A 26,753-nucleotide genomic window follows, 5' to 3' on the forward strand; every position below is an offset into this window, starting at 1 on the left:
ACTGGCGTGCGCGAGCGCTTAGAATCGCGCCATGCAGCAGATCCTTCTTCCCGACAGCGACGCGACCGATGCATTGGGGCGTGCGCTTGCGCTCACGCGCGTGTCGCCCGCGGTCGTGCACCTGCGCGGCGATCTGGGCGCGGGCAAGTCCACGCTCGCGCGTGCGTTGCTCCGTGCATTGGGCGTGCAGGGCGCGATCCGCAGCCCGACCTACACGCTGGTGGAACGCTATCCGTTGGAAGACGGTGAGGCCTGGCATCTGGATCTCTACCGCATCGGCGATGCGGGTGAACTCGAATTCCTCGGCCTGGATGAAGGCACGGCGGTGCTCTGGCTGGTCGAATGGCCGGAGCGGGGCGGGTCCAGCCTGCCGAAAGCCGACCTCGTGATCGGACTTTCAGTGGAAGGCCTCAGCCGCCAGGCCCGGCTGGACGCCCTCTCGGGCAATGGCGAGGCCTGGCTGTCGCGACTGTCCGGATACCCCCATTTGACCCAGTTGCCAGCATCACCTGTCCAATCCAGTTAGGAACATCGGGCAGGTTGCGGATTATTAAGGGAAAAGTGGTTGCATTCCCAAGGTGATAGTGCTTGAATCCGCGGCATGAGCCTGGGGAACCTCACCACTGCCATGTTCCGTTTTGCCCTGACGGGCATTCTGGCGTGCGCAGCCGGGGCCGCGTTGGCGGGTGAAGTGACCACGGTCAGCCTCAACCAGGGGGCTACCGGTACCCGAGCGGAAATCCAGTTGGCGGGCAGCGGCCAGTACAGGACCCTGACACTGGCAGGCCCGGACCGCCTGGTGGTGGACCTGCCGGCGTCGCGTGCCAAGGCCGGGCTGCGCCTGCCGGGCGCGGCCGGCATCGTGCGTTCGGTGCGCACCGGCCAGCCCGATGCCAACACCCTGCGCATCGTCTTCGATCTGGCGGCGCCGGTCGCGGCACTGAAACCCCGCATGGAGCAGGTGGAAGGCGGCGCGCGCCTGGTCATCGAATGGCCCGGGGATGGCCCCGCAAGCACGCCGGCTTCGACCGTGGCGGTCACCACGCCCGCGGGCACGACCGGCACTGCGGCGGCTTCCGTGCCGTCCACGTCGCCCACGTCGCCCGCGCCGAATGTGCAGAACGATGCCGCCCGTGCGACCGCCCTGCTGACCGCCAAGGTCGTGCAGGCCGGGACAGCGCCTGCGCCGTCGCCCCCGGCTGTCGTGGCCACGCCCGTTTCCCCGCCCACCACTGCGGTTTCACCGCAGGCGATCCTCAACGGACAGGCCGCGACCACTGCCGTCGCGACCATGCCCGCTGCAGGCTCACCCGGTTCGGCGGCCGCCAACCTCCCGTCCGCGACGACGGCGCCGGCGGCGGACGTGCCGGCGGTTACCGCCGCGCCGGCTCCCACGGTGTCGCCCGGGGTCGCCTCGCTCGCCGGCACGCGCCCGCTGGTGATCGCGATCGATCCGGGCCATGGTGGGCAGGATCCCGGTGCCATCGGCCCGACGGGGCGCTATGAGAAGCATGCCGTGCTGGCGATCTCCAAGGAGCTCGCCCGCCAGATCAATGCCACGCCGGGGATGCGCGCCTATCTGGTGCGCGACAACGACGTGTATGTGGAACGCCCGCAGCGTGCGCGCAAGGCGCGGACGGCGAAGGCCGACATGTTCGTGTCCATCCACGCCGATGCGGCCGAGAACCGCAGTGCCTGGGGTTCGTCCGTCTACGTGCTGTCGCTGCGCGGCGCATCGTCGCAGCACGCGCGCTGGCTGGCGGACAAGGAAAACGCCTCCGACCTGGTCGGCGGCGTGCGGCTGACCAAGGACACACTGTCCAACGTGCTGCTGGACCTGGCGCAGAGCGGCCACATGAAGGCCTCGCAGGATGCGGCCGGCCACGTGCTCGACGGACTCAAGCAACTGGGCAAGACCCACAAGCCGCAGATCGAGTTCGCCAACTTCGAAGTACTGCGCAACTCCGACATGCCGGCCATGCTGGTGGAAACGGGTTTCATCTCCAATCCCGACGAAGAAAAGCGCCTGTTCGATCCCGGCCACCAGCGCAAGGTCGCCGCTGCCGTGCTGAGCGGCATCCAGTCGTATTTCACCCGCCAGCCACCGCCGGGCACGCTGTTCGCGGCCCGCGCGCAGGCGGCCGCGGAAGCCCGTGCGGCCGCCTCCGGCGGCTCCGCCGGCGCGCCCTGATCCGCCCGCTCGGCTATCATCACGGCTGATTCCCAGAGACGGCGCACCTGCGCCGCCCGAACGTGCCGATCCGCCAGCTGCCTGACACCCTCATCAACCAGATCGCCGCGGGCGAAGTCGTCGAACGTCCTGCGTCCGTCGTCAAGGAACTGGTGGAAAACGCGCTGGATGCCGGTGCACGCCGCATCGACATCGATCTCGAGGAAGGCGGTGTGCGGCTGATCCGCATCCGCGACGACGGCAGCGGCATCGCACCGGACGAGTTGCCGCTGGCGGTGTCGCGCCACGCCACCAGCAAGATCGCATCGCTGGATGACCTGGAAGCCGTGACCACGCTGGGCTTCCGCGGCGAAGCCCTGCCTTCCATCGCCTCGGTCAGCCGTTTCTCGCTGACGTCGCGTCGTGCCGACGACGAGCATGGCACCTCCCTGCAGGTCGAAGGCGGCAGGGTGGGCAATGCCGTGCCGAAGCCGCATGCCATCGGCACCACCGTGGAGGTGCGCGAGCTGTTCTACAACGTGCCGGCGCGGCGCAAGTTCCTGCGTGCGGAACGCACCGAGATGGGCCACATCGAGGAATGGCTGCGCTCGCTCGCGCTCGCGCGCCCGGACATCGAGCTGCGCGTCTCGCACAACGGACGCCCGTCGCGCCGCTACAAGGCGGACGAACTGGAATCGCTGGCGCGCCTGAACGAAACCCTCGGCGAGGACTTCGCCCGCAGTGCATTGCGCGTGGACCACGCCGCGGCCGGCCTGCGACTGCACGGCTGGATCGCGCAGCCCAGCTATTCGCGTGCCAGCGCGGACCAGCAGTACGTCTATGTCAATGGCCGTTCCGTGCGTGACCGCAACATCGCGCATGGCGTGAAGATGGCCTACCAGGATGTCCTGTTCCATGGCCGCCAGCCTGCCTATGTGCTGTTCCTGGAGATCGATCCCACGCGCGTGGACGTCAACGTGCACCCGGCCAAGCACGAAGTGCGTTTCCGCGACACGCGGCTGGTGCACGACTTCGTCTATCGCACGCTGCACGAGGCCTTGGCGGAAACACGCGCGGGCGTGGCTGCGCAGGAGAGTGCGTCGCCTTTCGCATCGCCATCCGGTCCTGCCGTGCCTTCCGCATGGATGCCCACGCAGCAGTCACCCCTCGGCTTGAGCGTGGCGGAAGCGCCGGCGGCCTACGCGGCGCTGTATGCCGCCCCGCCTGCGTCGGGCTCGTTTACTGCGAGCGACGCCCTGTATCCGGCGCCCGTGCCCACGCCGCTGCCGGCGCACGACCCCGACGGCATCCCGCCGCTCGGTTTCGCCATTGCCCAGCTGCATGGCATCTACATCCTGGCGGAGAACGCCGACGGCCTGATCGTGGTCGACATGCACGCGGCGCACGAACGCATCGGTTACGAAAAGCTCAAGTCCGCGCATGACGGCATGGGCCTGCGTTCGCAGCCGCTGCTGGTGCCGCTGGCGCTGGCGGTCGCCGAGCGCGAGGCCGAAGTGGCCGAACGCGAAGCCGACACGCTGGCGGCCTTGGGTTTCGACGTGACCCGCAACGGTCCGCAATCCCTGACCGTGCGCAGCGTACCGGCGTTGCTCTCGGGCGCGGAGCCCGAGGCCCTGCTGCGCGATGTGCTGGCCGACCTGCGCGAGCATGGCCAGACGCGTCGCGTGGCGGCCGCCCGCGATGAACTGCTGTCCACGATGGCCTGCCACGGTGCGGTGCGCGCCAACCGCCGCCTTACCGTGCCGGAGATGAATGCGCTGCTGCGCGAGATGGAAATCACCGAGCGCTCGGGCCAGTGCAACCATGGCCGCCCAACCTGGGCGCGCTTTTCATTGAACGAGATCGACCGCTGGTTCCTGCGAGGACGTTGACATGGGGATGAAGACTGCGTGGCTGGGGATGGCCATGCTGATGGCCGCGCTGGCGGGTTGCCAGCAGGCAGGTGAAGACGACAACCGCACCGGCAAGGTGATGGATGCGCGTTTTCTCGCCGACAACGCGACCTGGCGCGAACAGCGCAAGCTCGAGCTGGTGGCGCCCGACGGCTGGACCAGCCTGGTGGGCCTGCACTGGATCGAACTGAAATCGCATTTCATCGGCAATGGCCCATCCAGCGGCATCAAGCTGCTAGTGGGTCCGCCGAAGCTGGGCATGGTGGCGCAACGGGACGGGCGCATCTTCTTCACGCCTGAGAGTGGCGTGGCAGTGACCCTGAATGGCGAACCCGTCACCGGCCGCGTTGAACTGCAGAGCGACCGCGACGCCAGCCCCGGCGTGATCGGCTTCGATGAAGGCAAGGGTGCGTTGTCGCTGATCGAGCGTGGCGGACGCCATGCGCTGCGCGTCAAGCATGCCGATGCGGAGTCGCGCATCAAATTCGTCGGACTGGACTACTGGCCGGCAGATGAGAACTGGCGCATCGAAGGACGTTTCATTCCACACCCGCCCGGCAAGACACTCACCATCATCGACGTGATCGGCGTGGCCACCGAGTCGCCCAATCCCGGTGCGGTCGAGTTCGAGCGTGACGGCAAGCCGTACCGGCTGGAAGCGTTGGGCCAGGCAGGGGGGCCGCTGTTCTTCGTGCTGGCCGACCGCACCAGCGGCCATGGCAGCTATCCGGCGGGCCGTTTCCTGGACGCCGCCGCGCCGGTGAACGGCAAGGTGGTGCTGGACTTTAACCGCGCCTACAACCCGCCCTGCGTGTTCACGCCATACGCCACGTGCCCGTTGCCGCCGGCCGAGAACCGCCTGGACCTGCGGGTGGACGCCGGTGAAAAAACCTACGCCAAGCCCATCAAGGTATTGTGACCATGGAGAGGACGATGAACCTGCGCAACCCGTTCAAGCCCGTCCTGCTTGGCTGCCTGCTGGCCACGGCCGCCACCGCCACGGCAGACACCGCCAAGCCGGCCGAGATTCCGGTGCCGCTGCTGTGGAAGGTATCGGACGCCGACAACGCCGTGTACCTGTTGGGCTCGTTCCATCTGCTCAAGCCCAGCGACTATCCCTTGTCGAAGGATGTCGACGCCGCGTTCGCCGATGCCGAGCGGGTGATGTTCGAAGTCTCGCCTGAGGAAATGCAATCGCCTGCCATGCCCCAGCTGATGATGCAGGCCGCATTGCGCACCGATGGCAAGACCTTGCAGCAGGATCTGGATGCCGCCACCTGGACACGCCTGCAGGCGTGGGCCGACAGGAACGGCCTGCCGCTGGCGAGTTTCGCGATGTTCGAGCCCTGGTTCATGGGCATGACCATCAGCATCATGGAAATGACCAAGCAGGGGCTCGACCCGAAACTGGGGCTGGACAACCACTTCATGGAAAAGGCGCGGGCCGCCGGCAAGCCCACCGCCGGACTGGAGCGTGCGCAGGACCAGATCGGCGTGCTGGATGGCATGGATGCGGTCGAGCAACGCCAACTCATCGCGGAGTCGCTGGAACAGGCAGAGAAGGGTTCGCTGGAAACCGAGCGCCTTCACGAGTCGTGGCGTCGCGGTGACGCCGAGGGGCTGTGGAACGGCATGGCGGCCGACATGAAACGCGAGTATCCGCGTCTCTACCAGCGCATCAACGTGGACCGCAACGACGCCTGGGTGCCGAAGATCAGGCAGCGCCTGACCGAGCCGTCATCGGATGACACGCTGGTGGTGGTGGGCGCGCTGCATCTGCTCGGCAAGGATGGCGTGGTCGAGAAGCTGCGTGCGCAGGGCTACACGGTCGAACGCGTGTGCTCGGCCTGCAAGGCGGGAGCCAGGTAAGCGGGTGCGGCAGGCACTCCGCCTGCTCTAGGCGATGCCTGAGGGCTGCATGACGATGCAGTCCACCGGGCATGCGGGCACGCACAATCCGCAGCCGGTGCACAGCGGGTCGATCACCACATGCATCTGCTTCGCGCCGCCGATGATCGCGTCCACCGGACAGGCCTGGATGCACTTGGTGCAGCCGATGCAGTCCGCCTCCACGATCATGGCGACTTCCGCCTGCCGGTGGACACCGCGGTTGCGGTCGTAGGGCAGGGCGGGTACGCCCAGCACGCGCGCAAGAGCCCGGGCGCCGGCGTCACCGCCTGGCGGGCAGTGGTCCACGCCAGCGTCGCCGCGCGCCATGGCCTGCGCATACGGCAGGCAGCCGTCGAAACCGCACTGTCCGCACTGCGTCTGCGGGAGGATGCGGTCGAGGCGCTCGACGAGGTCGGCGGTCATCGCCGTGGGCATCGCTGCGTGCGTCAGCGCACCGGCATGCCGGCCTGGGCGCCGGAGTCCGCGTCAAGCAGCGCGAGCGCGCCGCCATCGAACCCCGCCGACAGGATCATGCCTTCGCTGGTGCCGAAGCGCATCTTGCGCGGCGCGAGGTTGGCGATGAACACCACGTTGCGGCCGACTAGCTTTTCCGGTTCGGCGTAGCTGGCGCGGATGCCGGAGAAGATCTGTCGCTTCCCCAGTTCGCCCGCATCCAGTTCGAAGCGCAGCAGTTTGTCCGAACCCTCCACGAATTCGCACACCAGTACCTTGCCGATGCGAAGGTCGAGCTTGGCGAAGTCATCCATGCCGATGAAGGCGCTGTCGCCGGGGGTCTGCGCTTCGGCAGGCTTGGCGGCCACGGCCTTGCTGGCGGGGGTCGCGGCAGGCGCGGCGGCGAGGGTGTCCTTGGAGGCTTCGGTCATGGCGTCGATCAGTTTCGGGTCGATACGGGTGAACAGCGGCGAGTACGCCTGGATCGTGTGCCCCTGCAGCGGCGCAGCGACATCGCGCCACATCACCACCGGCGCGCTGAGGAACGCGTCGGCCTCGGCACTGGTCCGGGGCAGCACGGGCTTGAGTGCGGCCGCGAGGATCCGGAACAGGTTCAGGCCCTGCGTGCAGACCGCCTGCAATTCGGCGTCGGCACCAGGCTGCTTGGCGATCACCCAGGGCTTTCTCTCGTCGATGTACTTGTTGGCTTCGTCCGCCAGCGCCATGGTCAGGCGCAGCGCGGCTGCGGCGTCGTTGCGCTCGTAGGCGTCCTGGATGGGTTGCAGCGCTTCGACGAAACGCTGGTACATGGCCGGATCGGGCAGGGCATCGGCCAGGCGGCCGTCGAAGCGCTTCTCGATGAAGCCGGCGCAACGGCTGGCCAGGTTGACGAACTTGCCGACCAGGTCCGCGTTCACGCGGGCGATGAAGTCGCCCAGGTTCAGGTCGAGATCGTCGACGCCGCCGGAGGATTTCGCGGCGTAATAGTAACGCAGCGCTTCCGGTTCCAGCCCCACGTCCAGGTACGTGCGCGCCATGATGAAGGTGCCACGCGACTTGGACATCTTGGCGCCATCGACCGTCAGGTAGCCGTTGACATGCAGGCGGGTGGGTGCGCGCAGGCCCACGCCGTGCAGCACGGCGGGCCAGAACAGGCCGTGGAAGTTGACGATGTCCTTGCCGATGAAGTGGTGCAGTTCGGTATCGGTGCCGGCCCTCAGGTACGGATCGAAATCCACGCCCAGTCGCGCGCACAGCGTGCGGAAGCTGCTCAGGTAGCCGATGGGCGCGTCCAGCCAGACATAGAAATACTTGCCGGGCGCCCCGGGGATCTCGAAGCCGAAGTAGGGGGCGTCACGGGAAATGTCCCACGCACGCAGCCCGCCTTCCGCATCCAGCCACTCCATCAGTTTGGCCTTCACGCCCGGCAGCGCCACGTCACCGGCCAGCCATTCGCGCAGGAACGACTCGAAGCGTCCGACTTCGAAGAAGTAGTGCTCCGAATCGCGGACCTCCGGTGTGGCGCCGGACAGCACCGACTTCGGTTCTTTCAGTTCGGTGGGCGCGTAGGTGGCGCCGCAGACTTCGCAGTTGTCGCCGTACTGGTCGGCGGATCCGCAGTTGGGGCAGATGCCCTTGATGTAACGGTCCGGCAGGAACATGCCCTTGGCCGGGTCGTAGAACTGCGACACGCTGCGCCGCGCGATGTGGCCACCTGCGTCCAGCCGCGCATAGAACTCTTCGGTCAGTTCGCGGTTGGCGACCGAGTTGGTGGAGTCGTAGTGGTCGAACGCCACGCCGAAGGCGGCGAAGTCGCGCTCGTGGCTGGCCTGGATGTTGGCGATGAAGTCCTCGGGCGTCACGCCGGCCTTCTCGGCCGCCAGCATGATCGGCGTGCCATGGGTGTCGTCGGCACAGACGAAGAACACCGTATCGCCCCGCATCCGCCGCGCCCGCACCCAGATGTCGCCCTGGATGTAACCGACCAGGTGACCGAGGTGGAGCGGCCCGTTGGCGTAGGGCAGGGCATTGGTGACGAGGGCGGTGCGGCTCATGGCGGACTTCGTGCGGGGGGATGGCGATTATCGCATGGACCGTCCGGCGCCCCGCGGATCCCTGAAACGCAACGGGCCCGGCGATGCCGGGCCCGTCGGATGATGCGCTGTGACGGGTATTACTGGCGCAGCCACGTCTGCGACTTGCAGATGAAGGCGATGCAGCCGGACACCTCCAGCTTCTTGCCGCCCTCGATCAGTTCCATCTTCGACTTGTACACCTTGCCCTCGTCGGGCTTCAGGATGGTGCCGCCGCTCCACGCGTTGGCGCCGTCGGCCTTCATCCCGCGGATGATCTCCATGCCGGTGATGGGCTTGTTCTTGCGGTCGTCCTTGCACTTGTCGCAGAGCGGATTCGGCTTGCTGGGGTTCAGCAGCTCGATGATCCGTCCGGTCAGCGTGCCATTGGCGGCGCGGGTGATCTCGACGATGGACTTGGGCTTGCCCGTGTCGCTGTCGATGGTCTTCCAGCGACCCACCGCATCGGCGGCGGACGCCGACATCGACAGGATCATCAGCGGGGCGGCCAGGCAGGCAGCCATCAGTGTCTTGCGCATATTCCCCTCCCAGGGACAGTGGTCCGGAACCCCCCGGCCAGACGCCGGCGGGACGGCCTCTTTATACCGCATCCGGTGGGGTATGGAAGAGAGGGCGGCTGAACGTTCAGGCAAAAAAAGACCCGGCGTTTCCGCCGGGTCCCTTCTTTCCTATGCGACGGGTCAGTTGAACTTGTAGCTGAAGTTAACGAACACTTCGCGACCGATCGGGCTATAGGCGCGCCAGAAGAACGGATAGGTATTGAAGCTATCGTCTTCAGGTGCCAGCTCATCCAGCACGTTGTTGATGGCCAGGCCCACCGTGACCTTGTCCGTGATCTTCTTGGATACCTGCGTATTCCAGATCACGTAGGAGCCAATGCGTCCGGTCTCTTCCCAATTGGGCAGCGAACCCCAACGGTAACCATTGACGTTGACATTCCAATCGTCCAGTTCCCAGTTCACTTCCCAGTTGACACGGCTGCGGAAATTGAAGAACTGCAGATCGTCGCGGATGTTGCGGATCTCATCACCCGGGAACTCCTGCTCTTCCAGCTTCAGCACGTGGGTCCAACCGATGCCGAAATTGAACTGGCCCAGGCGATCTGTATCCAGCGCGTAGCGCCATTTCGCATCGATACCCGAGGTTTCCAGCATTGACTGGTTGAAGGGGTAAGACAGGTAGGAGTCGATTTCGTCATCGTTGATCTGGTCAACGCCCAAGCGAGTCACGAGGCTTGTGAAGAACTCACACGAGCTCGAATTGCCATCCACCACGTTGCCGTTGCGATCGGTGCCGAGCAAGCACGCGGCTTCTTCGCGCAGCAAGTAGCTCGGTGCGATATCGCTGACGGCACCTTCAAGCTTGATGCGGTAGGCATCCACGCTGACCGACATGCTGTCCGTGACGTCCCAGACGAAACCGATGCTCGCCGACGATCCCTCTTCTTCCTCCAGCTCCGTGCTGCCTTGGCGGGTACCGAAGACGCTATAGGTATAGGCAGGAGTCGAGCAGTCGCCGCCGGCCTCGGTCGGGTCCAGTCCGTCGCGACGGCAGCGGTATTCATCCAGCACGGTTGTGAAGAAGCCAGATTCCTGTGCGAAGACATAGTGCATGTCCGGTGCACGGAAACTGGTTGCGTAACTGCCACGGAATAGCAGGCTATCGATCGGGCGATATTCCAGACCCGCCGACCAGGTGAACGCGCCATCGACATTGGTTACGTCATCGTACTTGTCGTAACGGCCTGCCAGGTTCATCTTGAGGGTTTCGAAGACAGGAATGCTGAACTCTACGCCCAGAGCGTAACGATCACGTTCGCCACCACCGCCGGTACCAGTCAGATTGTAGATAGGTTCCGGGCCGTTATAGCTGGGCGAAATGCGGGGATCATTCTCGAGGTCATAACTCTGGCGCGCGGCTTCCAGCGTCGCGGCCATACCAACCGCACCCGCCGGCAGCTCGAACAAATCGCCGGAGAAAACGAACGAACCTTGGGAAACTTCGGAGTCAGCGTCAGTCCTGACCGTCGTGATCAATGACTGGTAGGTTTCAGCACCCAACGGGCTGAAATACCGGTCGATATTGAAATTAACGACAGGGTAGGCGCCGAAGTACGGATCCAGCTGACCCGTCGCAGGTCCCATGAAGTACTCGTTGATCCTGTTTTCCAGGAAACGCGGCTGGGCAACCTTCAGGTTGTACTCGGCGTGGGAAAAGGTCGCTTCCCAGTCGAACCGGTCATTGAAAACCGTGCCGCGCAGACCAAACGCCAGATCAAACGAGCGCTCCTTGATGGTCGTCTGCTGTGCGCCCAAGCCGCCCAGTTCATCCGGAGTGAAGATGCGCTGCGAATCCAGGATGGTATCCAGGGTCGGGTCATAGACCAGGCCGGACTGCCAGAACTGGGTCGACGAAGCGATCTTCGCGTCCGCAGATGAGGCGCTCAACTGGGCGAACGCCTGCATGCCGTTGTCGAAATCATACGTGGCATAGGCGTAGCCGCTGAGGTTTTCGTCGGAGTTGCGGATCTGCTGTGTGGCGGGATAGCCGAAGTAGCCGCAGGTACCGCGCGACTCAAGCTCGAATTCGCTGAAGCGGGCGCAGGTGGAAGCCGCATTCTCGCCAGCCGGGTAGATGTAGGAGCTCAGCCCCGTCCCGATGAGGCGGTCACGCAGTCGGATGCCGACTACGGCGAGTGCATCCTCCGGCTCCACGGACGGGTCATCGCGATACGAATCCATGAAGTCGCGTTGGGACGCGAAAATCTCTTCACGATTCAGATATTCAGCGGCATACGTCACGCTCCAGTTGTCGCCGGTCTTTCCTCCCACCCACTGGAAGCGCGCACTGTCGCCGCCGCCGCGTGTCGTGGTGCCACCCCGGACGGTGAGCAGATCCCCTTCGTAGTTCGACTTCATGATGATGTTGACCACGCCGGCCACCGCGTCGGAGCCGTAGATGGCCGAGGCGCCGCCGGACAGCACTTCGATGCGCTCGATGGCCGCAGCGGGAATGTTCGCCAGGTTGACCGCATTGGATTGGCTGTTGTACGGCAGCGGATAGTCCGCAGTACGACGACCGTTAACGAGGATCAATTGGTAACCGGGACCCAGGCCACGCAGGTTCAGGAAGCTGGCATTGGGAGTGAAGCCGTTCTGGTTCAGTTCGTTCTGCACCGAGCCGGTGAACTCGGTCAGGGTGTTCAGCGCGTCATAGACGGTGGAGAAGCCCTGCTTCTCGATATCTTCAGCGGTGATGACGGTGACGGGAGCCGGGCCTTCAATTTCTGCGCGCTTGATGCGCGAGCCAGTAACCACGACCTTGTCCAGGGTGGTGGACTGCGAGGCGGACGATCCTGGTGCCGGAGAGGTTTCCTGCGCGAACGCAGAACCTGCCGAGGCGAGTGTGATGGCACTGATCAGGGCCGCACTCAGGCGGCTGCGCCGGGGCGCATGGTTATTGCGAACTGACATGTGGTGAATCCCCTAAACTGTCAATGGATGCGGCCCCCATGGACTGGTCCCTCAGTCCAACCGCACGTAAGCGTCCCTTGTGTCCCGACGTTAACACGGGATTAACGGGGCTGCCCATAACACACAAAAATGTTACTGGCGTTACTTTATAAAATGTGACGTACGTATCAAAAAAAGGACCGTTTCGCGCGTGAATGTGCCAACTCTGTCTCAAATCACTCTCCCGGGTCTCCCTGCTTTCCTGAACAAAGCCGCTACGTGGACCGTCAGTTCTGGCCCGGGTGGGGTCGCGGTGACGGTGTCGACCGGTTTCCCTGCGCAGGGGCTGGTGGCAGGGCTGGAGGCGGTGGTCAGGGAGCGGCTGGCGACTGAAGGACAATCGCTGGCCAGCTTCTCGCTGGTCTCCCGGGTGGCGGCGCATGCGGTTCAGGGCAGCCTGTCGCCGCTGCCCCGCGTCCGCAACGTCATTGCCGTCGGGTCTGGCAAGGGCGGCGTAGGCAAGTCGACCACCGCCGTGAATCTGGCGCTGGCGCTGGCGGCGGAAGGCGCCCGCGTGGGCGTACTGGATGCCGATGTCTATGGCCCCAGCATCCCGGCCATGCTCGGCCTGAGCGGGCGGCCGGACAGCCCTGACAACAAGTCCATCGAGCCGATGCGGGCGTTCGGGGTGGAAGCGATGTCCATCGGCCTGCTGGTGGACCAGGACACGCCGATGATCTGGCGGGGACCCATGGCGACCTCGGCGCTGACCCAGTTGTTCACCGACACCCTGTGGGGGGACCTGGACTACCTGCTGATCGACCTGCCGCCCGGTACCGGCGACATCCAGCTGACGCTGGCGCAGAAGATCCCGGTGGCGGGTGCCGTCATCGTGACCACGCCACAGGACATCGCCACGCTGGACGCCAAGAAGGCGCTGAAGATGTTCGAAAAGGTGGAAGTGCCCGTGCTGGGCATCATCGAGAACATGGCCGTGCATACCTGCTCGAACTGCGGGCACGTGGAGCATCTGTTCGGCCAGGGCGGCGGCGAGCGGATGGCCGCGCAGTACGGCGTGCCGCTGCTGGGCTCGCTCCCCCTGGACATCACGATCCGGGAGCAGGCCGACGCCGGCCAGCCGGTCGTGGTGGCCGCGCCGGATTCGGCGGCGGCTCAGGCGTACCGGCAGACCGCACGGGTGATGGCCGCCACGCTGGCGCTGCGGCCGCGGGCATCCGTCCCCATCGCATCGTCGCTGGTGTAGCCGCCAGCGGCAGACGGCGGGCCGGGGCCCGTCCTACAATTCCCCGTCCGCCGCGCGCACCGCTGCGCGGCTACCGTTCCCCCAGACCAGGAATTGCATGAGCATCAAGAGCGACCGTTGGATCCGCCGCATGGCCGAACAGCAGGGCATGATCGAACCGTTCGAGCCGGGGCAGGTGAAGCAAATCAACGGCGAGCGCATCGTCAGCTACGGCACTTCCAGCTACGGCTACGACGTGCGCTGTTCGCGCGAGTTCAAGGTGTTCACCAACATCAACTCCACCATCGTCGACCCGAAGCACTTCGATCCGAAGAGTTTCGTGGACGTGGTGGCCGACGAGTGCATCATCCCGCCCAACAGCTTCGCGCTGGCGCGCACGGTGGAGTTCTTCCGCATCCCGCGCGACACGTTGGTGGTGTGCCTGGGCAAGAGCACCTACGCGCGCTGCGGCATCATCGTCAACGTGACCCCGCTGGAGCCGGAGTGGGAAGGCCACGTGACGCTGGAGTTCAGCAACACCACGCCGCTGCCGGCGCGCATCTACGCCAATGAAGGCGTGGCGCAGATGCTGTTCTTCCAGTCCGATGCCGACGATGTCTGCGAGACCAGCTACAAGGACCGTGGCGGCAAGTACCAGGGCCAGACCGGCGTGACGCTGCCGCGCACCTGATTCCTTCGCCTCCGCCTTCCAGGAAAGCCACGCCATGGCGACACCGCCACTGCCCGACGAACCCTACCTCGCGCCCCGCGCCGACTTGGCACCACCGCCCCTGCAGACCGACCTGGCCGACCGCTGGGCGCGACTCGCCGCCGCCCTGATTGATGGCGCCATGATGCTGGTCATCATGGTGCCGTTGATGTTCATGGGCGGCTACTGGGAGGCCGCGTTCGAGGCCGGGCGCTCGGGTGGCTTCGGCTTGATGCCGCTGGGCACCACCCTGTTGTGGGCGGCCATCGGCTTCGTGTTGTTCGTGCTGGTGCAGGGCTACCCGTTGCATGCCACCGCGCAAACGTGGGGCAAGAAACTGCTGTCGATCAGGATCGTCGACCTGCAGGGACGCCAGCCGTCGCTGGTCGACCTGCTGTTGAAACGCTACCTGCCGACCCATGCTATCGCCAACATCCCGTGCCTGGGCTCGATCTATGTGCTGGTGGACGTGCTGATGATCTTCCGCGACGACCGCCGCTGCCTGCACGACCTGATTGCGGGTACACGGGTGGTCGTGTCGCGCTGATCAGTGTTCCGCGCCGCCCGGCAGGCGCGCGTCCCCGCGCACGCGCAGCGCGGCCTGCAACGCGATGCGGAGCGCAGCCGTCGCCGTTTCCACCGCAAGGCTGGGGGCGCCTGGATGGCGTGCGGCCTGCGCGGGCGAATAGGGAAGGTGGATGAAGCCGGCGCGGACCTGACGCTGCGCGCGCAGCGCATGCATCAGGCCGTAGAACACGTGGTTGCAGACGAACGTGCCCGCGGTCTGCGAAATTTCGGCGGGGAATCCTGCTTCCTGCAGCGCCTGCCGCATCGCCTTGATCGGCAGCGTGGTGAAGTAGGCCGCCGGCCCGCCGGCCACCACGGGGACATCCACCGGCTGCCTGCCTGCGTTGTCGGGGATGCGTGCGTCGTCCACGTTGATCGCGACGCGTTCCAGCGAGATCTGCGCGCGCCCGCCGGCCTGGCCCACGCAGACCGCCAGCGTCGGGCGTGTTTCGCGCAGCGCGCCGCGCAGCACCTTCAGCGATTCTCCGAACGCAACCGGCAATTCACGCGCCACCACGCGATGCCCGGCGATGCGCGTGCCATGCAAGGAAGCAACGGCTTGCCAGCTGGGGTTTTGCTGTTCCCCGCCGAAGGGCTGGAAGCCGGTCAGCAGGATGGTGCGGGTGATGGCCACGTCAGCCCTCGCGGGAAAGATGCATCAACGGAAACACAGCCAGGCCATCAGCAGCACGTTGGTGCCCATCAGCCACAGTCCGGTAGCGGCCTGCGCGCGGATCACGCCGTACTGGTCGTCCAGCTCCAGCAGCACCGCCGGCACGATGTTGAAGTTGGCGGCCATCGGCGTCAGCAGCGTGCCGCAGTAGCCCGTCAGCATGCCGATCGCCCCCAGGATGGCCGGGTCGGCACCATGCCGTTGCACCAGCAGCGGCAGGCCGATGCCGGCCATCATCACCGGGAACGCGGCAAACGCATTGCCCATGATCACCGTGAACACCACCATGCCCAGCGCGAAGGCCAGCAGGCAGGCGATGCGGCTGTCGGCCGGAATCACCATCGAGACCAGCGATGCCACCGCTTCGCCCACGCCACTGGCCGCGAACACGCCGCCCAGGGTCGCCAGTACGAGTGGCAACAGCGCTGCCCAGCCCAGCGTGTCCAACAGCCGCCGGCCTTCGTCCGCGGCCTGCAACGCACGCTGGCGTGTCACCACCACCGCCGCCAGCGCGGAGACCGTGCAGGCCAATGCCAGCCCGGTCAGCGTGAGGCCGGCGGAAGCGAACAGCGGTGTTCCGCCAAACGATAGATGCGGCCCGGCCACCACCACCAGGATGGTCAGCGCGGGAATCAGCAGCGCGGGCAGGAACAGGCGATGTCCCAGCCGCAGCGCGGAGGCGAGGCGTTCGGCTTCGGGCGCTTCATCCTGCGGCTCCCGGCGCATGCGCGTGGCCAGCAGGGCGAGTGCGATGACCGCGGCACCGGCGAGCTGCGCGGGCAGCGGGTCGCCGGCCTTGCTGGCGCGCAGCACGTGCCCGCCGCCCGCGAACAGCAGCGCGATCAGGCCCCAGAACGCGGCGTGTGCATACCGATGCTGGCGCAGGTTCCGCCACCCTGCGTAGGCGAGGAAGGCCGCGAGCAGCAGGTAGAACTGGTCAATCGACAGCATCGCTGCGCTCCTTCGGCACGGCGTGGCGATCCAGCCGGCGCTGGAACAACACGATGCGCACCGCGTGGATGACAAACGCGGCAATCGCCGTCGGCAGCGCCCACAGCGCGATCTGCAGCGGCTCCAGCGCGATGCCGTGCTGGGCGTAGAAGCCCTGGATCAGCAGCACCGCGCCGAACGCCAGGAAGACGTCTTCACCGAAGAACCGGCCGATGTTGTCGGTGGCGGCGGCCATCGCATGCACGCGTTGCGCTTCCTCGCGCTGGAGGGGCGCGCGGGTTTTTTCCGCGGCCGATTCGGCCATGGGGGCCAGCAGCGGGCGCACGGTCTGTGCATGGCCGGCGATGTCGATCAGTCCCACCATGCTCAGCCCCTGGCGCACCAGCAGGTAACCCGCCAGCAGCCGCGACAGCGTCAGTCCGCGCAACTGTGCGATCCAGCGCAGCGCATGCTCGCGCAAGCCGGCGCGTTCCAGCAGTCCGATGGTGGGCAGGGTCAGCGCGAACATCAGCAGCGCGCGATTGGAGACGAAACTTTCCCCCAGCAAGGCCAGCAGTTCGGGGATCGACTTGCCCGCGGCCAGGCCGCTGACCAGGCCCGCGCCGACCACCACGATCACCGGGTTGAAGCGCAGCACGAAGCCCACCACCACCACCGCGATGCCCAGCAATGGCCAGTAGCTCATGCGCGACGCTCCATGGCGCGGACCGCGAAACCGGCGGCCTCGATGGCCTCGCGCAGCGCACGCGCGAAAGTCGCGGCGTCGGCGCGATCGCCATGCAGGCAGATGCTGTCGGCGCGCAAGGGCAGGGCAGGACCGGTGCGCGTGACCACTTCGCCATCCCGCAGCATCCGCGTGACCTGCGCCACCGATGCTTCGACGGAAGGCAGGCATGCATCGGCATGGGTGCGCGGCGTCAGGCGGCCATCGGATTCGTAGCGGCGCTCGGCGAAGGCTTCATGCGCCACCTGCAGGCCCCGCCGTTCACCGGCGGCAGTGAGCGCGCTGCCGGAAAGTCCGTACAGCACCAGGCCGGGATCGTGGTCGTACACGGCCTGCGCGATGGCGTCGGCGAGCGCTTCATCCTGCGCCGCCTGGTTGTACAGCGCGCCATGCGGCTTGACGTGGTGCAGGCGCGCACCGGCGGCACGCACGAAACCATCCAGCGCCGCGACCTGGTACAGGGTGAGCGCATACGCGGCGGCGGGTTCGATCGCATGCGCGATGCGGCCGAAGTTGTCGCGGTCCGCATGCGAGGGGTGCGCGCCGATCGCCACGCCGTTGGCCAGGCACAGCGCCACGGTCTTCTGCATGGTGACCGGCGACCCGGCATGGAAGCCGCAGGCGATGCTGGCCGAACTGATGAAGGGCAACAGCGCGGCGTCATCCCCGCAGTCCTCGCCCAGGTCGCAGTTGAAATCGATGTCGCGCGTTGCATGCATGCGTTGAGCGTACCCCAGGCTTAGAGGCGTTGTGCGATGGCCAGCCGCACCCGCGCCAGCCGGTGCTGGTGCCCGAGCGACAGCGCGCGGGCTTGCCGCAGGTCGATGGGTTCGAAGTGGACGGACTCACCGGGTCGCAACTGCGCCGCCCGGCCGAGGTCGCAGGCAACCACGTGGCCGATTCGCGGGTAACCGCCCACCGTCTGCGCATCCGCAAGCAGCAGGATCGGCTGTCCGTCGGGAGGAAGCTGCAGCGTGCCCACCGCCACCGGCTCGGAGACGCCGCTGCCGTCCTGCGCTTCAAGCGGCGCCCCGTCCAGTCGAAGCCCCTGCCGGTTGCTGTTGGGGTGGACGCGCCAGCGCTGCATGCCCAGCGCTGACGCTGCCGCGTGATGCAACGGGACATAGCGCAGCACGTGCCGATCCACGGTCCACGGGTCGTCGGGATCGATCCACCAGCGGGGAAACCGCGGCTGCGCGGCGGCATCGTCGCTGCTCCCGGCCGGCAGCAGATCGCCGGCTCTCAGGGCGCGCCCTTCATGGCCGCCGAAGCCGCCACGCAGGTCGGTGCTGCGGCTGCCCAGGACGGGCGCGACATCCATGCCGCCGGTCATCGCCAGCCAGGTACGTGCGCCATCGCGTACCGCGCCCAGTTTCAACTCTCCGGCCGGTAGATGGATCGGTCGACCCATCGGCAAAGGCAGGTCGTTCCACGAGGCCTGCACGTGTGCGCCCACCAGTGCGATGAGGGAGGGTCGGGGCAGGCGAAGGCGTGGCCCCTGCAGCACGATCTCCAGCCCGGCACAGGATTCCGCATTGCCGACCAGCCGGTTGGCCAGTGCCAGCGCGGACGGATCAAGCGCGCCGGCGCGGGCCACGCCGAGGTGCCGCCAGCCGGTGCGGCCCTGGTCCTGCACGGTGGTCTGCAGGCCCGGCGACAGTACTTCCCAGCGGCTCATGCGCTGCCTGCCAGTGCGGCGAAGGCTTGCGCATCGATCGGCACGAAGCGGACTTCATCGCCCGGCAGCAGCAGCGAAGGCGCATCACGGCGTGCGTCGAACAATGTCAGCGGCGTGCGCCCGAGCAGGCGCCAGCCACCGGGGCTTGCATGCGGATAGATGCCCGTCTGTGCGCCGCCCACCGCCACCGAGCCGGCCGGCACCCGTGCGCGCGGTGTTGCCAGTCGCGGCAGCGCGAGTGCGGGATCCAATCCCAGCAGGTAGGGGAATCCCGGCGCGAAGCCGATCATCGCGACGCGATAGCGCGGTGCGCTGTGGCGCGCGATCAGCTCGGCTTCTTCAAGCCCGAGTTCACGCGCGGCCGCCGCGAGGTCCTCGCCGAAACCCGCGCCGTAGCACACCGGGATCTCGTGGAGCGTCGGCGTCGCGTTTCCGGGGGCTATCGAGGGGTCTGCCCAGGCGGCCACCGCCTCCGCGATCACGTCATGGGGATCCTCGCCCTGCATGCGCGCGCTGTCGAAAAACACGCCGAGGCTGGCATAGGCCGGCACGAGGTCGCGCAGCCATGCGGGTGCCCGCTGGCGCAGGTGACGGGCCAGTGCGTGGACACGCTGGTTGGTGTCGCCGTCGATGGCATCGCCGAAGCGCACCAGCAGGGCGTCGTCGCCCAGCGGTTCAATGCGGGGGCCGCTCATCGCAGCCGTTGCTGCCAGCGGGCGACGTCGTCAGCCAACGCTTCGGGTGTGTGCCGGATCGCCGCGCCGCTGCCCCATACCGGTCCCGGCCAGGCCGCATCACCCTCGTGCCGCCCGACCAGGTGGACGTGCAGTTGCCGCACGATGTTGCCGAGCGCGCCGATGTTGAGTTTCTGCACGCCCTGCTGGGCACGGATCAGGTTGCCGGCCTGGTTGATCTCGGCCAGCAGCAGGCGCTGCTGTCCACCGTCCAGTTCCAGCCATTCGCTGACATCGGCGACGCGCGGCACCAGCACCAGCCAGGGGAAGCGGGTGTCATCCATCAACCGCACCTGCGAGAGCGGGCCGTCGGCGATGAATACGCTGTCAGCGGCCAGGCGGGGGTCGAGCTGGAAACCGGTCATGCGAGATGTCGTCCGAAGAAGGCCAGCGTACGTTCGCGTGCGAGACGCGCACTGGCGGGCTCGTAGTCGGCGCGCAGGTCGCAGTTGAAACCGTGGCCGGCAGGATAGGTATGGGTGTCCATCTGCGGCAGGCGCTCGCGATGCTGCTGCACCTTCTCCGGCGGGATGGAGGTGTCGTAGTCGCCGAAGTGGAACATCACCGGCGCGCGGGGGTGCTCGCCCAGGAAGGGAACGTTGCGTGCGCCGTAGTAGCTCACCGAAGGCAGCCCGAGGCGCAGCGCCGCCAGCAGCGCGACGGTGCCGCCCCAGCAGTAACCCACGGTGCCGACCTTGCCCGGTGACCCCAGGCTTTCCGCCGCGGCTGCCGTGATCGCCAGTGCATTGTCCAGGCCCAGCGCGGTGATCAGCTCACGCCCGCGGGCGATACCCGCATCGTCGTAATCCAGCTCGACATTCAGTTCAAGCGGGTCGAAGTAGGCGGGCGCAAGCGCCACGTAGCCTTCCACCGCGAAACCCTCGGCCACCGCCCGGATGTGCGGGTTGACGCCGAAGATTTCCTGCACGACCACCAGCGACCCGCGCGGCGGACCGTGGGGTTCGGCCTTCCAGGCGGAAATGCGGCCTTGCGGGGAATCGAACGTGGTCCAGTGGCCCATTCGGGGATGGCATCGGCGAGCAGGGGGAGGCCAGTGTAGTCCCACACGCCAAGGGCGTCCCCCACGTCGGTCCGGAAGCCGGCGGGTCGGGGCGGTATAATCCGCCGCCCCTTTTTTCGTCCGCCATCCGTCCCATGTCCCTGCAGAACCCGAAAGTGGGTTTCGTCAGCCTCGGCTGCCCGAAAGCCCTGGTCGACTCCGAGCGCATCCTCACCCAGTTGCGGGTGGAGGGTTACGACATCGTGCCGACGTACGACGCTGCCGACGTGGTGGTGGTGAACACCTGCGGTTTCATCGACTCGGCGGTGACCGAATCGCTGGACGCCATCGGCGAGGCGATGAACGAGAACGGCAAGGTCATCGTGACCGGCTGCCTGGGCAAGCGCCCGGAGCAGATCCGCGAGCACTACCCGGATGTCCTGGCGGTCTCCGGCCCGCAGGACTACCAGAGCGTGATGGAGGCGGTGCACGCCGCGTTGCCGCCCCGGCACGACCCCTTCGTCGACCTAGTGCCGGACTACGGCATCAAGCTGACGCCGCGCCATTACGCTTATCTCAAGATTTCCGAAGGCTGCAACCACCGCTGCAGCTTCTGCATCATTCCGTCGATGCGTGGCGACCTGGTCTCGCGTCCGGTCGATGACGTGCTGCGCGAGGCCGAGCGCCTGGTGCGCGGCGGCGTGAAGGAACTGCTGGTGGTGTCGCAGGACACCTCGGCTTACGGCGTGGACGTGAAGTACGCCGAGCGCGAGTGGCGTGGCAAGGCGTACCAGACGCGCATGAAGGCGCTGTGCGAAGGCCTGGGCGAACTCGATGCCTGGGTACGCATGCACTACGTCTACCCGTATCCGCACGTGGACGACGTGATTCCGCTGATGGCCGAGGGCAGGGTGCTGCCGTACCTGGACATCCCATTCCAGCATGCCAGCCCGCGCATCCTCAAGCTGATGAAGCGCCCCGGTGCCGTCGACAAGACGCTGGAGCGCGTGAAGCGCTGGCGTTCGATCAGCCCCGACATCACCTTGCGCTCCACGTTCATCGTCGGCTTCCCGGGCGAGACGGACCGGGAATTCGAGGAACTGCTGCAGTTCCTCGACGAAGCCCAGCTGGACCGCGTGGGCGCGTTCGCCTATTCGCCGGTGGAAGGCGCGGCAGCGAACCTGCTGCCCGACCCGGTGCCGGAAGAGGTCAAGCAGGAGCGCCTGGCGCGCTTCATGCAGAAGCAGGCGGAGATCTCCGCGGCGCGCCTGGAGGCCAAGATCGGCACCGTGCAGCAGTGCCTGGTGGACCTGATCGAGGACGATATCGCCGTGGCACGTTCGAAGGCCGATGCGCCGGAGATCGATGGCCTGGTGCACATCCAGAATGGCGGCGAAGCCGGCCTGCGTGTGGGCCAGTTCGTCGACGTGGAGATCACCGAGAGCGACGAGCACGACCTGTTCGGCGATGCCATCGTCGGAACGGCGGGCAGGCCGCTCGATTTCAGGGTGCTGTGACCGCGCCAGCGACCGGTGCCCAGGCTGGCGATGGCCGGCGTCGTTTCGTCGCCCCCTTGCGTGGACAGGTGGATGCCGCGTGTTTCCGGCATCCCCTGTTCGACGGATACGACGCGTACCTTGACCTGATGACGGCCGCGCGATGGCCGGAGATCGAAGCCCTCAATGCGCGGATGCCGCCGTCTGGGCCGCGCTTCGTGATGCAGGACGCGGCCCTGCTCGCCGACGGTCTGCACTACGAAGCGCGTGTCGCGAAGGGGCGCATCGCCACGCGGGCGGAGAACTGGCACGACCTGTTCAACGCGCTGGTGTGGATGCGTCATCCGTCCCTCAAACATGCGCTTAACCAGCAGTAGTGCCGCCATATCGCAGCGGTGGGAACAGGTGAGCGAAGCCCCGCGCAACAGGCGCTGACCCAGTTCGATGAGTCCGGCGTCATCGTGCAGGTGCGTGATCCGAGGCTGCTGGATCTTTGGGACCGGCATGACTGGGCGGCGCTTTTCCTTGCGAACGCCGGGCGCTGGCGCAACGGCGACATCGCGGTTGTTGCGGTGGTGGGACACGCACTGATGGAGCAGATGCTGGTGCCGGGGCGCCTGCTGGTCGGCAAGTGCGTGGTGGTGCAGGGTGATCCTGCCGACGGCGTCGCACGCGTGGTCGAAGCGATTTCCGCCGGTGCGATCCTTGCTGTGCCGGCAGCGTTGCGTCCGCTGCCGCTGGCCGGTATTCCGGGCTGGCATGCAGGGCAGGGCGAGGCGTTCTATGCGCAGGAAGACTATTTCCGGCCGCTGCGGGAGGGCCGCGTATACCCGCGACCGTCGTGAGGATCAGCCGGCGTAGCTGACGTCCACGAGCACGAAGCGGGTGATGCCGCCCGGCAGCTCCACGGCGAACTCGTCATCGATGCGCTTCTTCAACAGCGCACGCGCCATCGGTGAATCGATGCTGATCCAGCCACGGGCCGCGTCGGTCTCGTCCGGGCCAACGATGCGATAGCGCGATGCCTCGCCGGTGGCGAGGTTCTCCAGTTCGATGGTGGCACCGAAGAACACGGCCTCGGGATCGCTGGGTGCGGTGTCGACCACGCGCAGCACTTCCAGCCGCTTGCTGAGGTAGCGCACGCGGCGGTCGATCTCGCCGAGCTGTTTCTTCCGGTACGTGTACTCGGCGTTCTCCGAGCGGTCGCCCTCGGCGGCGGCGGCAGCGAGCGCCTTCACCACTTCCGGGCGCCTGGTGCGCCACAGGTCATCCAGTTCCGCCTTCAGGCGATCATGGCCTTCGCGGGTGATCAGGGCGGTGCTCTTCTCGCCCGGCGGGCGCCAGCGCGACACGTCAGCGTTCCCCGACGGTGGCCGCGCGCCGCAGCGTGCGTCCGCGCGGATCCTCGACCGGTTCGATGCAGCTGCCGGTGGTCAGGACCAGCAGGTCGTCGTCGTGGATGGCGAACTCCAGGGTGGCTGACGTGCGTGCAGCAGGCACCAGTTGCACGCAGGTGCCATTCCAGGTCTGCGACCAGGTGCCTTCCTGCATCGGCGATGCCTGCAGGTCATCCTGGCAGTGCGACTGCACCGCATAGCTGCCATCCGCCTGCAGCGTGAGCAGCATGTCGCGCGACGCGCACGTGGCGTCGGAGACGCTGCCATAGAACTTGCCGGCGAACGTCGCCAGCGCCTTGTCGCCCGCGCTTGCCCGCGGGCACGCAACCATCGAGAGAGCACACATCAACATGGCGGACACGATCTTCATGCGCAGCCTGCGGGCTCAGCGTTTGCCGCCGAAGATGCTGCCCATGATGCCCCGCAGGATCTGGCGACCCAGCTGGTTGCCCACCGTGCGGGCGGTCTGCTTGGCCATGGTTTCCACCATGCCTTGGCGCCGCTTGGTACCGAATACCGCGTCCTTGACGGTCTGTCCGAAGCCGCCCGCGTCCGGATCGTCCTTCTCCGTCTTCGCGGCAGGTGCGCCCGCGTTCTCCATGGCCGACTCCGCGCGTTTGGCCAGCATCTCGGCGGCGGATTCGCGATCGATGGCAGTGTCGTACTTCACGCCCACCGGGCTGCCATTGCGCACCTGCTGGCGCTCGGCGTCGGTGATCGCGCCCATCCTGCAGCGTGGCGGCGAAACCAGCGTCTGCTGCACGGGTGAGGGAACGCCCTTGTCCTGCAACGTGGACACGAGCGCTTCGCCGGTGCCCAACGTGGAGATGGCCTGGGCCACGTCCAGCTTGGGATTGGGCACGAATGTCTGCGCGGCGGTCTTCACTGCCTTCTGGTCGCGCGGGGTGAACGCACGCAATGCATGCTGCACGCGATTGCCCAGCTGGCCCAGGATGTTGTCCGGCACGTCGTCGGGGAACTGCGAGCAGAAGTACACGCCCACGCCCTTGGAACGGATAAGCCGCACGACCTGCTCGATGCGCTGCTGCAGGGCGGCGGGCGCATCGTCGAACAGCAGGTGCGCCTCATCGAAGACGAAGACCAGCTTGGGCTTGTCGAGGTCGCCGACTTCCGGCAGGGTCTCGAACAGCTCCGAGAGCAGCCACAGCAGGAAGCTGGAGTACAAGCGCGGCTTCATGATCAGCTGGTCCGCGGCCAGGATGCCGATCACGCCGCGGCCGTCGGTGGTGGTGCGCATCAGGTCGGCCAGTTCCAGCGCGGGTTCACCGAAGAACATCTCGCCGCCTTCCTGTTCCAGCCGCAGCAGCGCGCGCTGGATCGCGCCCACCGACTGCGTGCTGACCAGCCCGTAGCTGGTGGAGATGTCCTTGCGCTCGGCGGCGACCAGACCCAGCAGGGCTCGCAGGTCTTCCAGGTCGAGCAGCAGCAGGCCACGGTCGTCGGCCAGCTTGAACACGATGTCCAGCACGCCACTCTGGGTGTCGTTCAACTCCAGGATGCGCGAGAGCAGGGTAGGCCCCATTTCGCTGACGGTGGTGCGCACCGGATGGCCCAACTTGCCGTACAGATCCCAGAACACCACGGGGTTCGCGCCCGGCGCATAGTCGGTGATGCCGATGTCGCGTGCGCGCTGCAGGACGCGCTCGCTGCCATCGCCCGCGGCGGCCAGACCGGCCACGTCGCCTTTCACATCGGCCATGAACACCGGGACGCCCATCCGCGAGAAGCCTTCGGCAAGCGTCATCAGCGTGACCGTCTTGCCCGTGCCGGTGGCGCCGGCGACCAGTCCGTGCCGGTTGCCGAACTTCGGCTGCAGCGTGACGGGGATGTCATCGGTGATGCCCTTGCCCAGCAGGATCGGATCCATGGCGTTTCTCTCGGTATGAAGTGCCGATTCTAGCGGTTGAACCTGTCCGCAGGGACACCGGGCATGCCGTGTCGACCTTGCCGATGCCGCGCTGCGGGGCTACCCTCCCGACTCACACTTGTGGATGCATTGCTGATGTCATTTGCTTCATTTTCCACGCGCGCCTGGCCACTGCTGGCCGCGCTGGCGCTGCTGCTCGCCTCGCCACAGGCTGCTGCGCAGCGTGTCTCCGCCCGCGACAAGACGGCCATCGACCAGCTCAACGCACGCATGGCGGCCGCCGAGAAGCGCTACCGCGACGGCCTGGTGTTGATCGCCAACAGCGACCCCAAGGGCGCGGCCGAGAGTGACGCGGCGCTGGAAGACATGGAGGATGTGCTGGATGCGTGCATCAAGCAGCGCGGCTGCCAGGTGCACACGTTGCTGGCGACGTACAAGCGCCTGCTGAAGGACAATGCGGACGGCGAAGCCTCGGCCTCCGGTGAAGAAGTGGTCGCGGACGCCCTGGACGACGGCACCGACCACTCGGTCCAGCCGGGCGGCAACGTGCCCGAAACCGCGCGCGCGGCCGCGCTCCTCAACGATCAGCGACATGCCTTCGATCGCATGGTCGAGTACAACCCCGCCGTGCAGGCCGGCATCCGCCGCTGGCTGACCGACATGCGCCCGGCGCTGATCGACAGCTACGAGAACTACCAGAACATGCGCGCCGAGATGTATCCCAGCTGGGAACGCCAGCGCCTGCCGGAAGCGCTGCTGTTCGGCATCATGGCGAAGGAATCCAACGGTCGCGTGCATGCCACTTCGCGCGCGGGTGCGGCCGGCCCCATGCAGTTCATGTATGCCACCGGCCGCCGTTTCGGCATCGGCCCGGACGGCACCGGTTTCGATACGCGCTACGACCCGTACGCCTCGGGCGAAGCCAGCGCGGCGTACATCAACGAACGCATGCGCGAGTTGAACAACAACATCGAAATGGCGCTGGCCGCCTACAACGGCGGTGAAGGCCGTGCGGCGCGCGTCTACCGGCAGAACCTGGGCCTGGGTTTCTGGGATGACGTGGTCTACAGCCAGTTCCCCGGCGAAACCCGCGAATACGTGCCGATGGTGATCGCGGCGGCGTGGTTGTTCCTGCACCCCACGCAGTACGGGCTGGAGTTCCCAAAGGTCAACGTACAGCCCGCCACGTTCAAGCTGGCGCGCGATGCCTCCATCTACGAGCTGACGATCTGCCTGGGCAATGGCGGCACGCGTGAGGGCTACATGCGCACGCTGCGCAACCTCAACCCGCGTTACCAGGCCGAGGCCTGGATTCCCGCGGGCACCACGCTGAAGGCCAATACGCGCATCGTCTCGCTCTACAACCGGCACTGCACCAGCGGTCCGCGCGCGGAACTGGCGCGCACGCTGGTCCTGGCCGACCCGAATGCCGCCATCCGCCGGGGCGCGCGCACCGGCAACGTGGCGGTCGGCGACGTCACGCCCGTGGCCGGCGTACCGACCACGGTGGCCACCGGCGAGCCGAAGCCCGCCGAACCCAAGGCGGAACAGGCCCGCGACTACCGCGTCGCGAAGGGCGACACGCTCGGCCGCATCGCGCAGCGCTTCCAGTGCGACCTGAAGAAGCTCGCACGCGCCAACAACCTAAAGGGGCCCGCCTACGCCGTGCGGCCGGGGCAGGAGCTGAAGCTGGAGAGTTGCAGGAAGTAGCTGGAGGTTGCC

The 26,753-nt window shown here is 66.8% G+C and carries 24 protein-coding genes and 2 pseudogenes; 11 read left to right on the forward strand and 15 right to left on the reverse strand.

The features are described 5' to 3' along the window. Positions 1-31: 31 nt before the first annotated feature. The 5 genes from tsaE to OVA13_RS01785 all read left to right on the forward strand — a co-directional run bounded on the left by tsaE (position 32) and on the right by OVA13_RS01785 (position 5,952). A complete protein-coding gene (tsaE, locus tag OVA13_RS01765; RefSeq protein WP_267792120.1) occupies positions 32-526 on the forward strand; it encodes a tRNA (adenosine(37)-N6)-threonylcarbamoyltransferase complex ATPase subunit type 1 TsaE in 495 nt (164 codons plus the stop codon). Between the two features lie 102 nt (positions 527-628). Next, a complete protein-coding gene (locus OVA13_RS01770; RefSeq protein ID WP_267793601.1) occupies positions 629-2,191 on the forward strand; it encodes an N-acetylmuramoyl-L-alanine amidase in 1,563 nt (520 codons plus the stop codon). Between the two features lie 62 nt (positions 2,192-2,253). Next, positions 2,254-4,062 carry a DNA mismatch repair endonuclease MutL gene (mutL, locus tag OVA13_RS01775; protein ID WP_267792121.1) on the forward strand — a complete coding sequence of 603 codons (1,809 nt, stop codon included), beginning with the start codon at positions 2,254-2,256 and terminating at the stop codon, positions 4,060-4,062. Between the two features lie 40 nt (positions 4,063-4,102). Then, on the forward strand, positions 4,103-5,002 hold the full coding sequence (locus tag OVA13_RS01780; RefSeq protein ID WP_267793602.1) for a DUF1684 domain-containing protein: 900 nt from the start codon (positions 4,103-4,105) through the stop codon (positions 5,000-5,002). Between the two features lie 14 nt (positions 5,003-5,016). Continuing rightward, positions 5,017-5,952: a TraB/GumN family protein gene (locus tag OVA13_RS01785; RefSeq protein WP_267792122.1), complete on the forward strand. Its 936-nt coding sequence runs from the start codon at positions 5,017-5,019 to the stop codon at positions 5,950-5,952. A gap of 27 nt (positions 5,953-5,979) precedes the next feature. Here OVA13_RS01785 and rnfB read toward each other — a convergent pair whose 3' ends face one another. The 4 genes from rnfB to OVA13_RS01805 all read right to left on the reverse strand — a co-directional run bounded on the left by rnfB (position 5,980) and on the right by OVA13_RS01805 (position 11,992). After that, positions 5,980-6,396, reverse strand: a complete 417-nt coding sequence (gene rnfB, locus OVA13_RS01790; RefSeq protein ID WP_267792123.1) for an Rnf electron transport complex subunit RnfB — start codon at positions 6,394-6,396, stop codon at positions 5,980-5,982. A gap of 23 nt (positions 6,397-6,419) precedes the next feature. Further along, positions 6,420-8,480 (reverse strand): methionine--tRNA ligase, encoded by a 2,061-nt coding sequence (metG, locus tag OVA13_RS01795; protein WP_267792124.1) that lies wholly within the window; start codon positions 8,478-8,480, stop codon positions 6,420-6,422. 119 nt (positions 8,481-8,599) lie between these two features. Beyond that, a complete protein-coding gene (locus OVA13_RS01800; RefSeq protein ID WP_267792125.1) occupies positions 8,600-9,037 on the reverse strand; it encodes a DUF2147 domain-containing protein in 438 nt (145 codons plus the stop codon). Between the two features lie 162 nt (positions 9,038-9,199). Then, entirely contained in the window at positions 9,200-11,992 is a 2,793-nt protein-coding gene (locus OVA13_RS01805) for a TonB-dependent receptor plug domain-containing protein (RefSeq protein WP_267792126.1), read from the reverse strand. A 397-nt stretch (positions 11,993-12,389) separates the two neighbouring features. Between OVA13_RS01805 and apbC the strand changes: the two genes are divergently transcribed. The 3 genes from apbC (at position 12,390) to OVA13_RS01820 (ending at position 14,470) form a co-directional block, all read left to right on the forward strand. Next, the gene (gene apbC / locus OVA13_RS01810) at positions 12,390-13,235 is read left to right on the forward strand and encodes an iron-sulfur cluster carrier protein ApbC (RefSeq protein ID WP_267793603.1); all 846 of its coding nucleotides are present in this window, start codon (positions 12,390-12,392) and stop codon (positions 13,233-13,235) included. 97 nt (positions 13,236-13,332) lie between these two features. Then, the gene (dcd, locus tag OVA13_RS01815; protein WP_267792127.1) at positions 13,333-13,905 is read left to right on the forward strand and encodes a dCTP deaminase; all 573 of its coding nucleotides are present in this window, start codon (positions 13,333-13,335) and stop codon (positions 13,903-13,905) included. A gap of 34 nt (positions 13,906-13,939) precedes the next feature. Next, a complete protein-coding gene (locus OVA13_RS01820) occupies positions 13,940-14,470 on the forward strand; it encodes an RDD family protein (RefSeq protein WP_267792128.1) in 531 nt (176 codons plus the stop codon). On the opposite strand, the gene pcp is transcribed toward OVA13_RS01820, so the two are convergent. The 8 genes from pcp to OVA13_RS01860 are packed head-to-tail and all read right to left on the reverse strand — an operon-like array spanning position 14,471 to position 20,271. After that, complete coding sequence (pcp, locus tag OVA13_RS01825) at positions 14,471-15,124, reverse strand: pyroglutamyl-peptidase I (protein ID WP_267792129.1); 654 nt, start codon at positions 15,122-15,124, stop codon at positions 14,471-14,473. 24 nt (positions 15,125-15,148) lie between these two features. Next, positions 15,149-16,114 (reverse strand): DUF979 domain-containing protein, encoded by a 966-nt coding sequence (locus tag OVA13_RS01830; RefSeq protein ID WP_267792130.1) that lies wholly within the window; start codon positions 16,112-16,114, stop codon positions 15,149-15,151. Then, the gene (locus OVA13_RS01835; RefSeq protein WP_267792131.1) at positions 16,101-16,799 is read right to left on the reverse strand and encodes a DUF969 domain-containing protein; all 699 of its coding nucleotides are present in this window, start codon (positions 16,797-16,799) and stop codon (positions 16,101-16,103) included. Before OVA13_RS01835 ends, OVA13_RS01830 begins: the two co-directional genes overlap by 14 nt. Then, on the reverse strand, positions 16,796-17,557 hold the full coding sequence (locus OVA13_RS01840) for a LamB/YcsF family protein (protein ID WP_267792132.1): 762 nt from the start codon (positions 17,555-17,557) through the stop codon (positions 16,796-16,798). The genes OVA13_RS01835 and OVA13_RS01840 overlap by 4 nt, the downstream gene beginning before the upstream one ends. A gap of 20 nt (positions 17,558-17,577) precedes the next feature. Further along, positions 17,578-18,516 carry a 5-oxoprolinase subunit C family protein gene (locus OVA13_RS01845; RefSeq protein ID WP_267792133.1) on the reverse strand — a complete coding sequence of 313 codons (939 nt, stop codon included), beginning with the start codon at positions 18,514-18,516 and terminating at the stop codon, positions 17,578-17,580. Further along, on the reverse strand, positions 18,513-19,211 hold the full coding sequence (pxpB, locus tag OVA13_RS01850) for a 5-oxoprolinase subunit PxpB (protein ID WP_267792134.1): 699 nt from the start codon (positions 19,209-19,211) through the stop codon (positions 18,513-18,515). The genes OVA13_RS01845 and pxpB overlap by 4 nt, the downstream gene beginning before the upstream one ends. Continuing rightward, the gene (locus OVA13_RS01855; protein ID WP_267792135.1) at positions 19,208-19,615 is read right to left on the reverse strand and encodes an HIT family protein; all 408 of its coding nucleotides are present in this window, start codon (positions 19,613-19,615) and stop codon (positions 19,208-19,210) included. Before OVA13_RS01855 ends, pxpB begins: the two co-directional genes overlap by 4 nt. Continuing rightward, positions 19,612-20,271 (reverse strand): dienelactone hydrolase family protein, encoded by a 660-nt coding sequence (locus OVA13_RS01860; RefSeq protein WP_267792136.1) that lies wholly within the window; start codon positions 20,269-20,271, stop codon positions 19,612-19,614. The genes OVA13_RS01855 and OVA13_RS01860 overlap by 4 nt, the downstream gene beginning before the upstream one ends. Before the next feature lie 134 nt (positions 20,272-20,405). Here OVA13_RS01860 and rimO point away from each other — a divergent pair, with 134 nt between their 5' ends. Both rimO and OVA13_RS01870 read left to right on the forward strand, forming a co-directional pair. Then, a complete protein-coding gene (gene rimO / locus OVA13_RS01865) occupies positions 20,406-21,767 on the forward strand; it encodes a 30S ribosomal protein S12 methylthiotransferase RimO (RefSeq protein WP_267792137.1) in 1,362 nt (453 codons plus the stop codon). After that, positions 21,764-22,591, forward strand: a pseudogene (locus OVA13_RS01870) (DUF3025 domain-containing protein). Before rimO ends, OVA13_RS01870 begins: the two are co-directional and overlap by 4 nt. Positions 22,592-22,594: 3 nt before the next feature. Here the strand turns inward: OVA13_RS01870 and greB are convergent. The 3 genes and pseudogenes from greB to OVA13_RS01885 form a co-directional block, all read right to left on the reverse strand. Then, complete coding sequence (gene greB, locus OVA13_RS01875) at positions 22,595-23,098, reverse strand: transcription elongation factor GreB (protein ID WP_267792138.1); 504 nt, start codon at positions 23,096-23,098, stop codon at positions 22,595-22,597. 1 nt (position 23,099) lies between these two features. After that, a complete protein-coding gene (locus OVA13_RS01880; RefSeq protein WP_267792139.1) occupies positions 23,100-23,513 on the reverse strand; it encodes a copper resistance protein NlpE N-terminal domain-containing protein in 414 nt (137 codons plus the stop codon). 15 nt (positions 23,514-23,528) lie between these two features. Further along, a pseudogene (locus OVA13_RS01885) lies at positions 23,529-25,037 on the reverse strand (helicase HerA-like domain-containing protein); the annotation flags it as partial. Positions 25,038-25,166: 129 nt separating this feature from the next. Between OVA13_RS01885 and OVA13_RS01890 the strand changes: the two are divergent. Further along, positions 25,167-26,741, forward strand: coding sequence for a transglycosylase SLT domain-containing protein (locus OVA13_RS01890; RefSeq protein WP_267792141.1), 1,575 nt, complete (start codon positions 25,167-25,169; stop codon positions 26,739-26,741). The last annotated feature ends 12 nt before the right edge of the window (positions 26,742-26,753 follow it).

Source organism: Pseudoxanthomonas sp. SL93, assembly GCF_026625825.1.
GTDB lineage: Bacteria > Pseudomonadota > Gammaproteobacteria > Xanthomonadales > Xanthomonadaceae > Pseudoxanthomonas_A.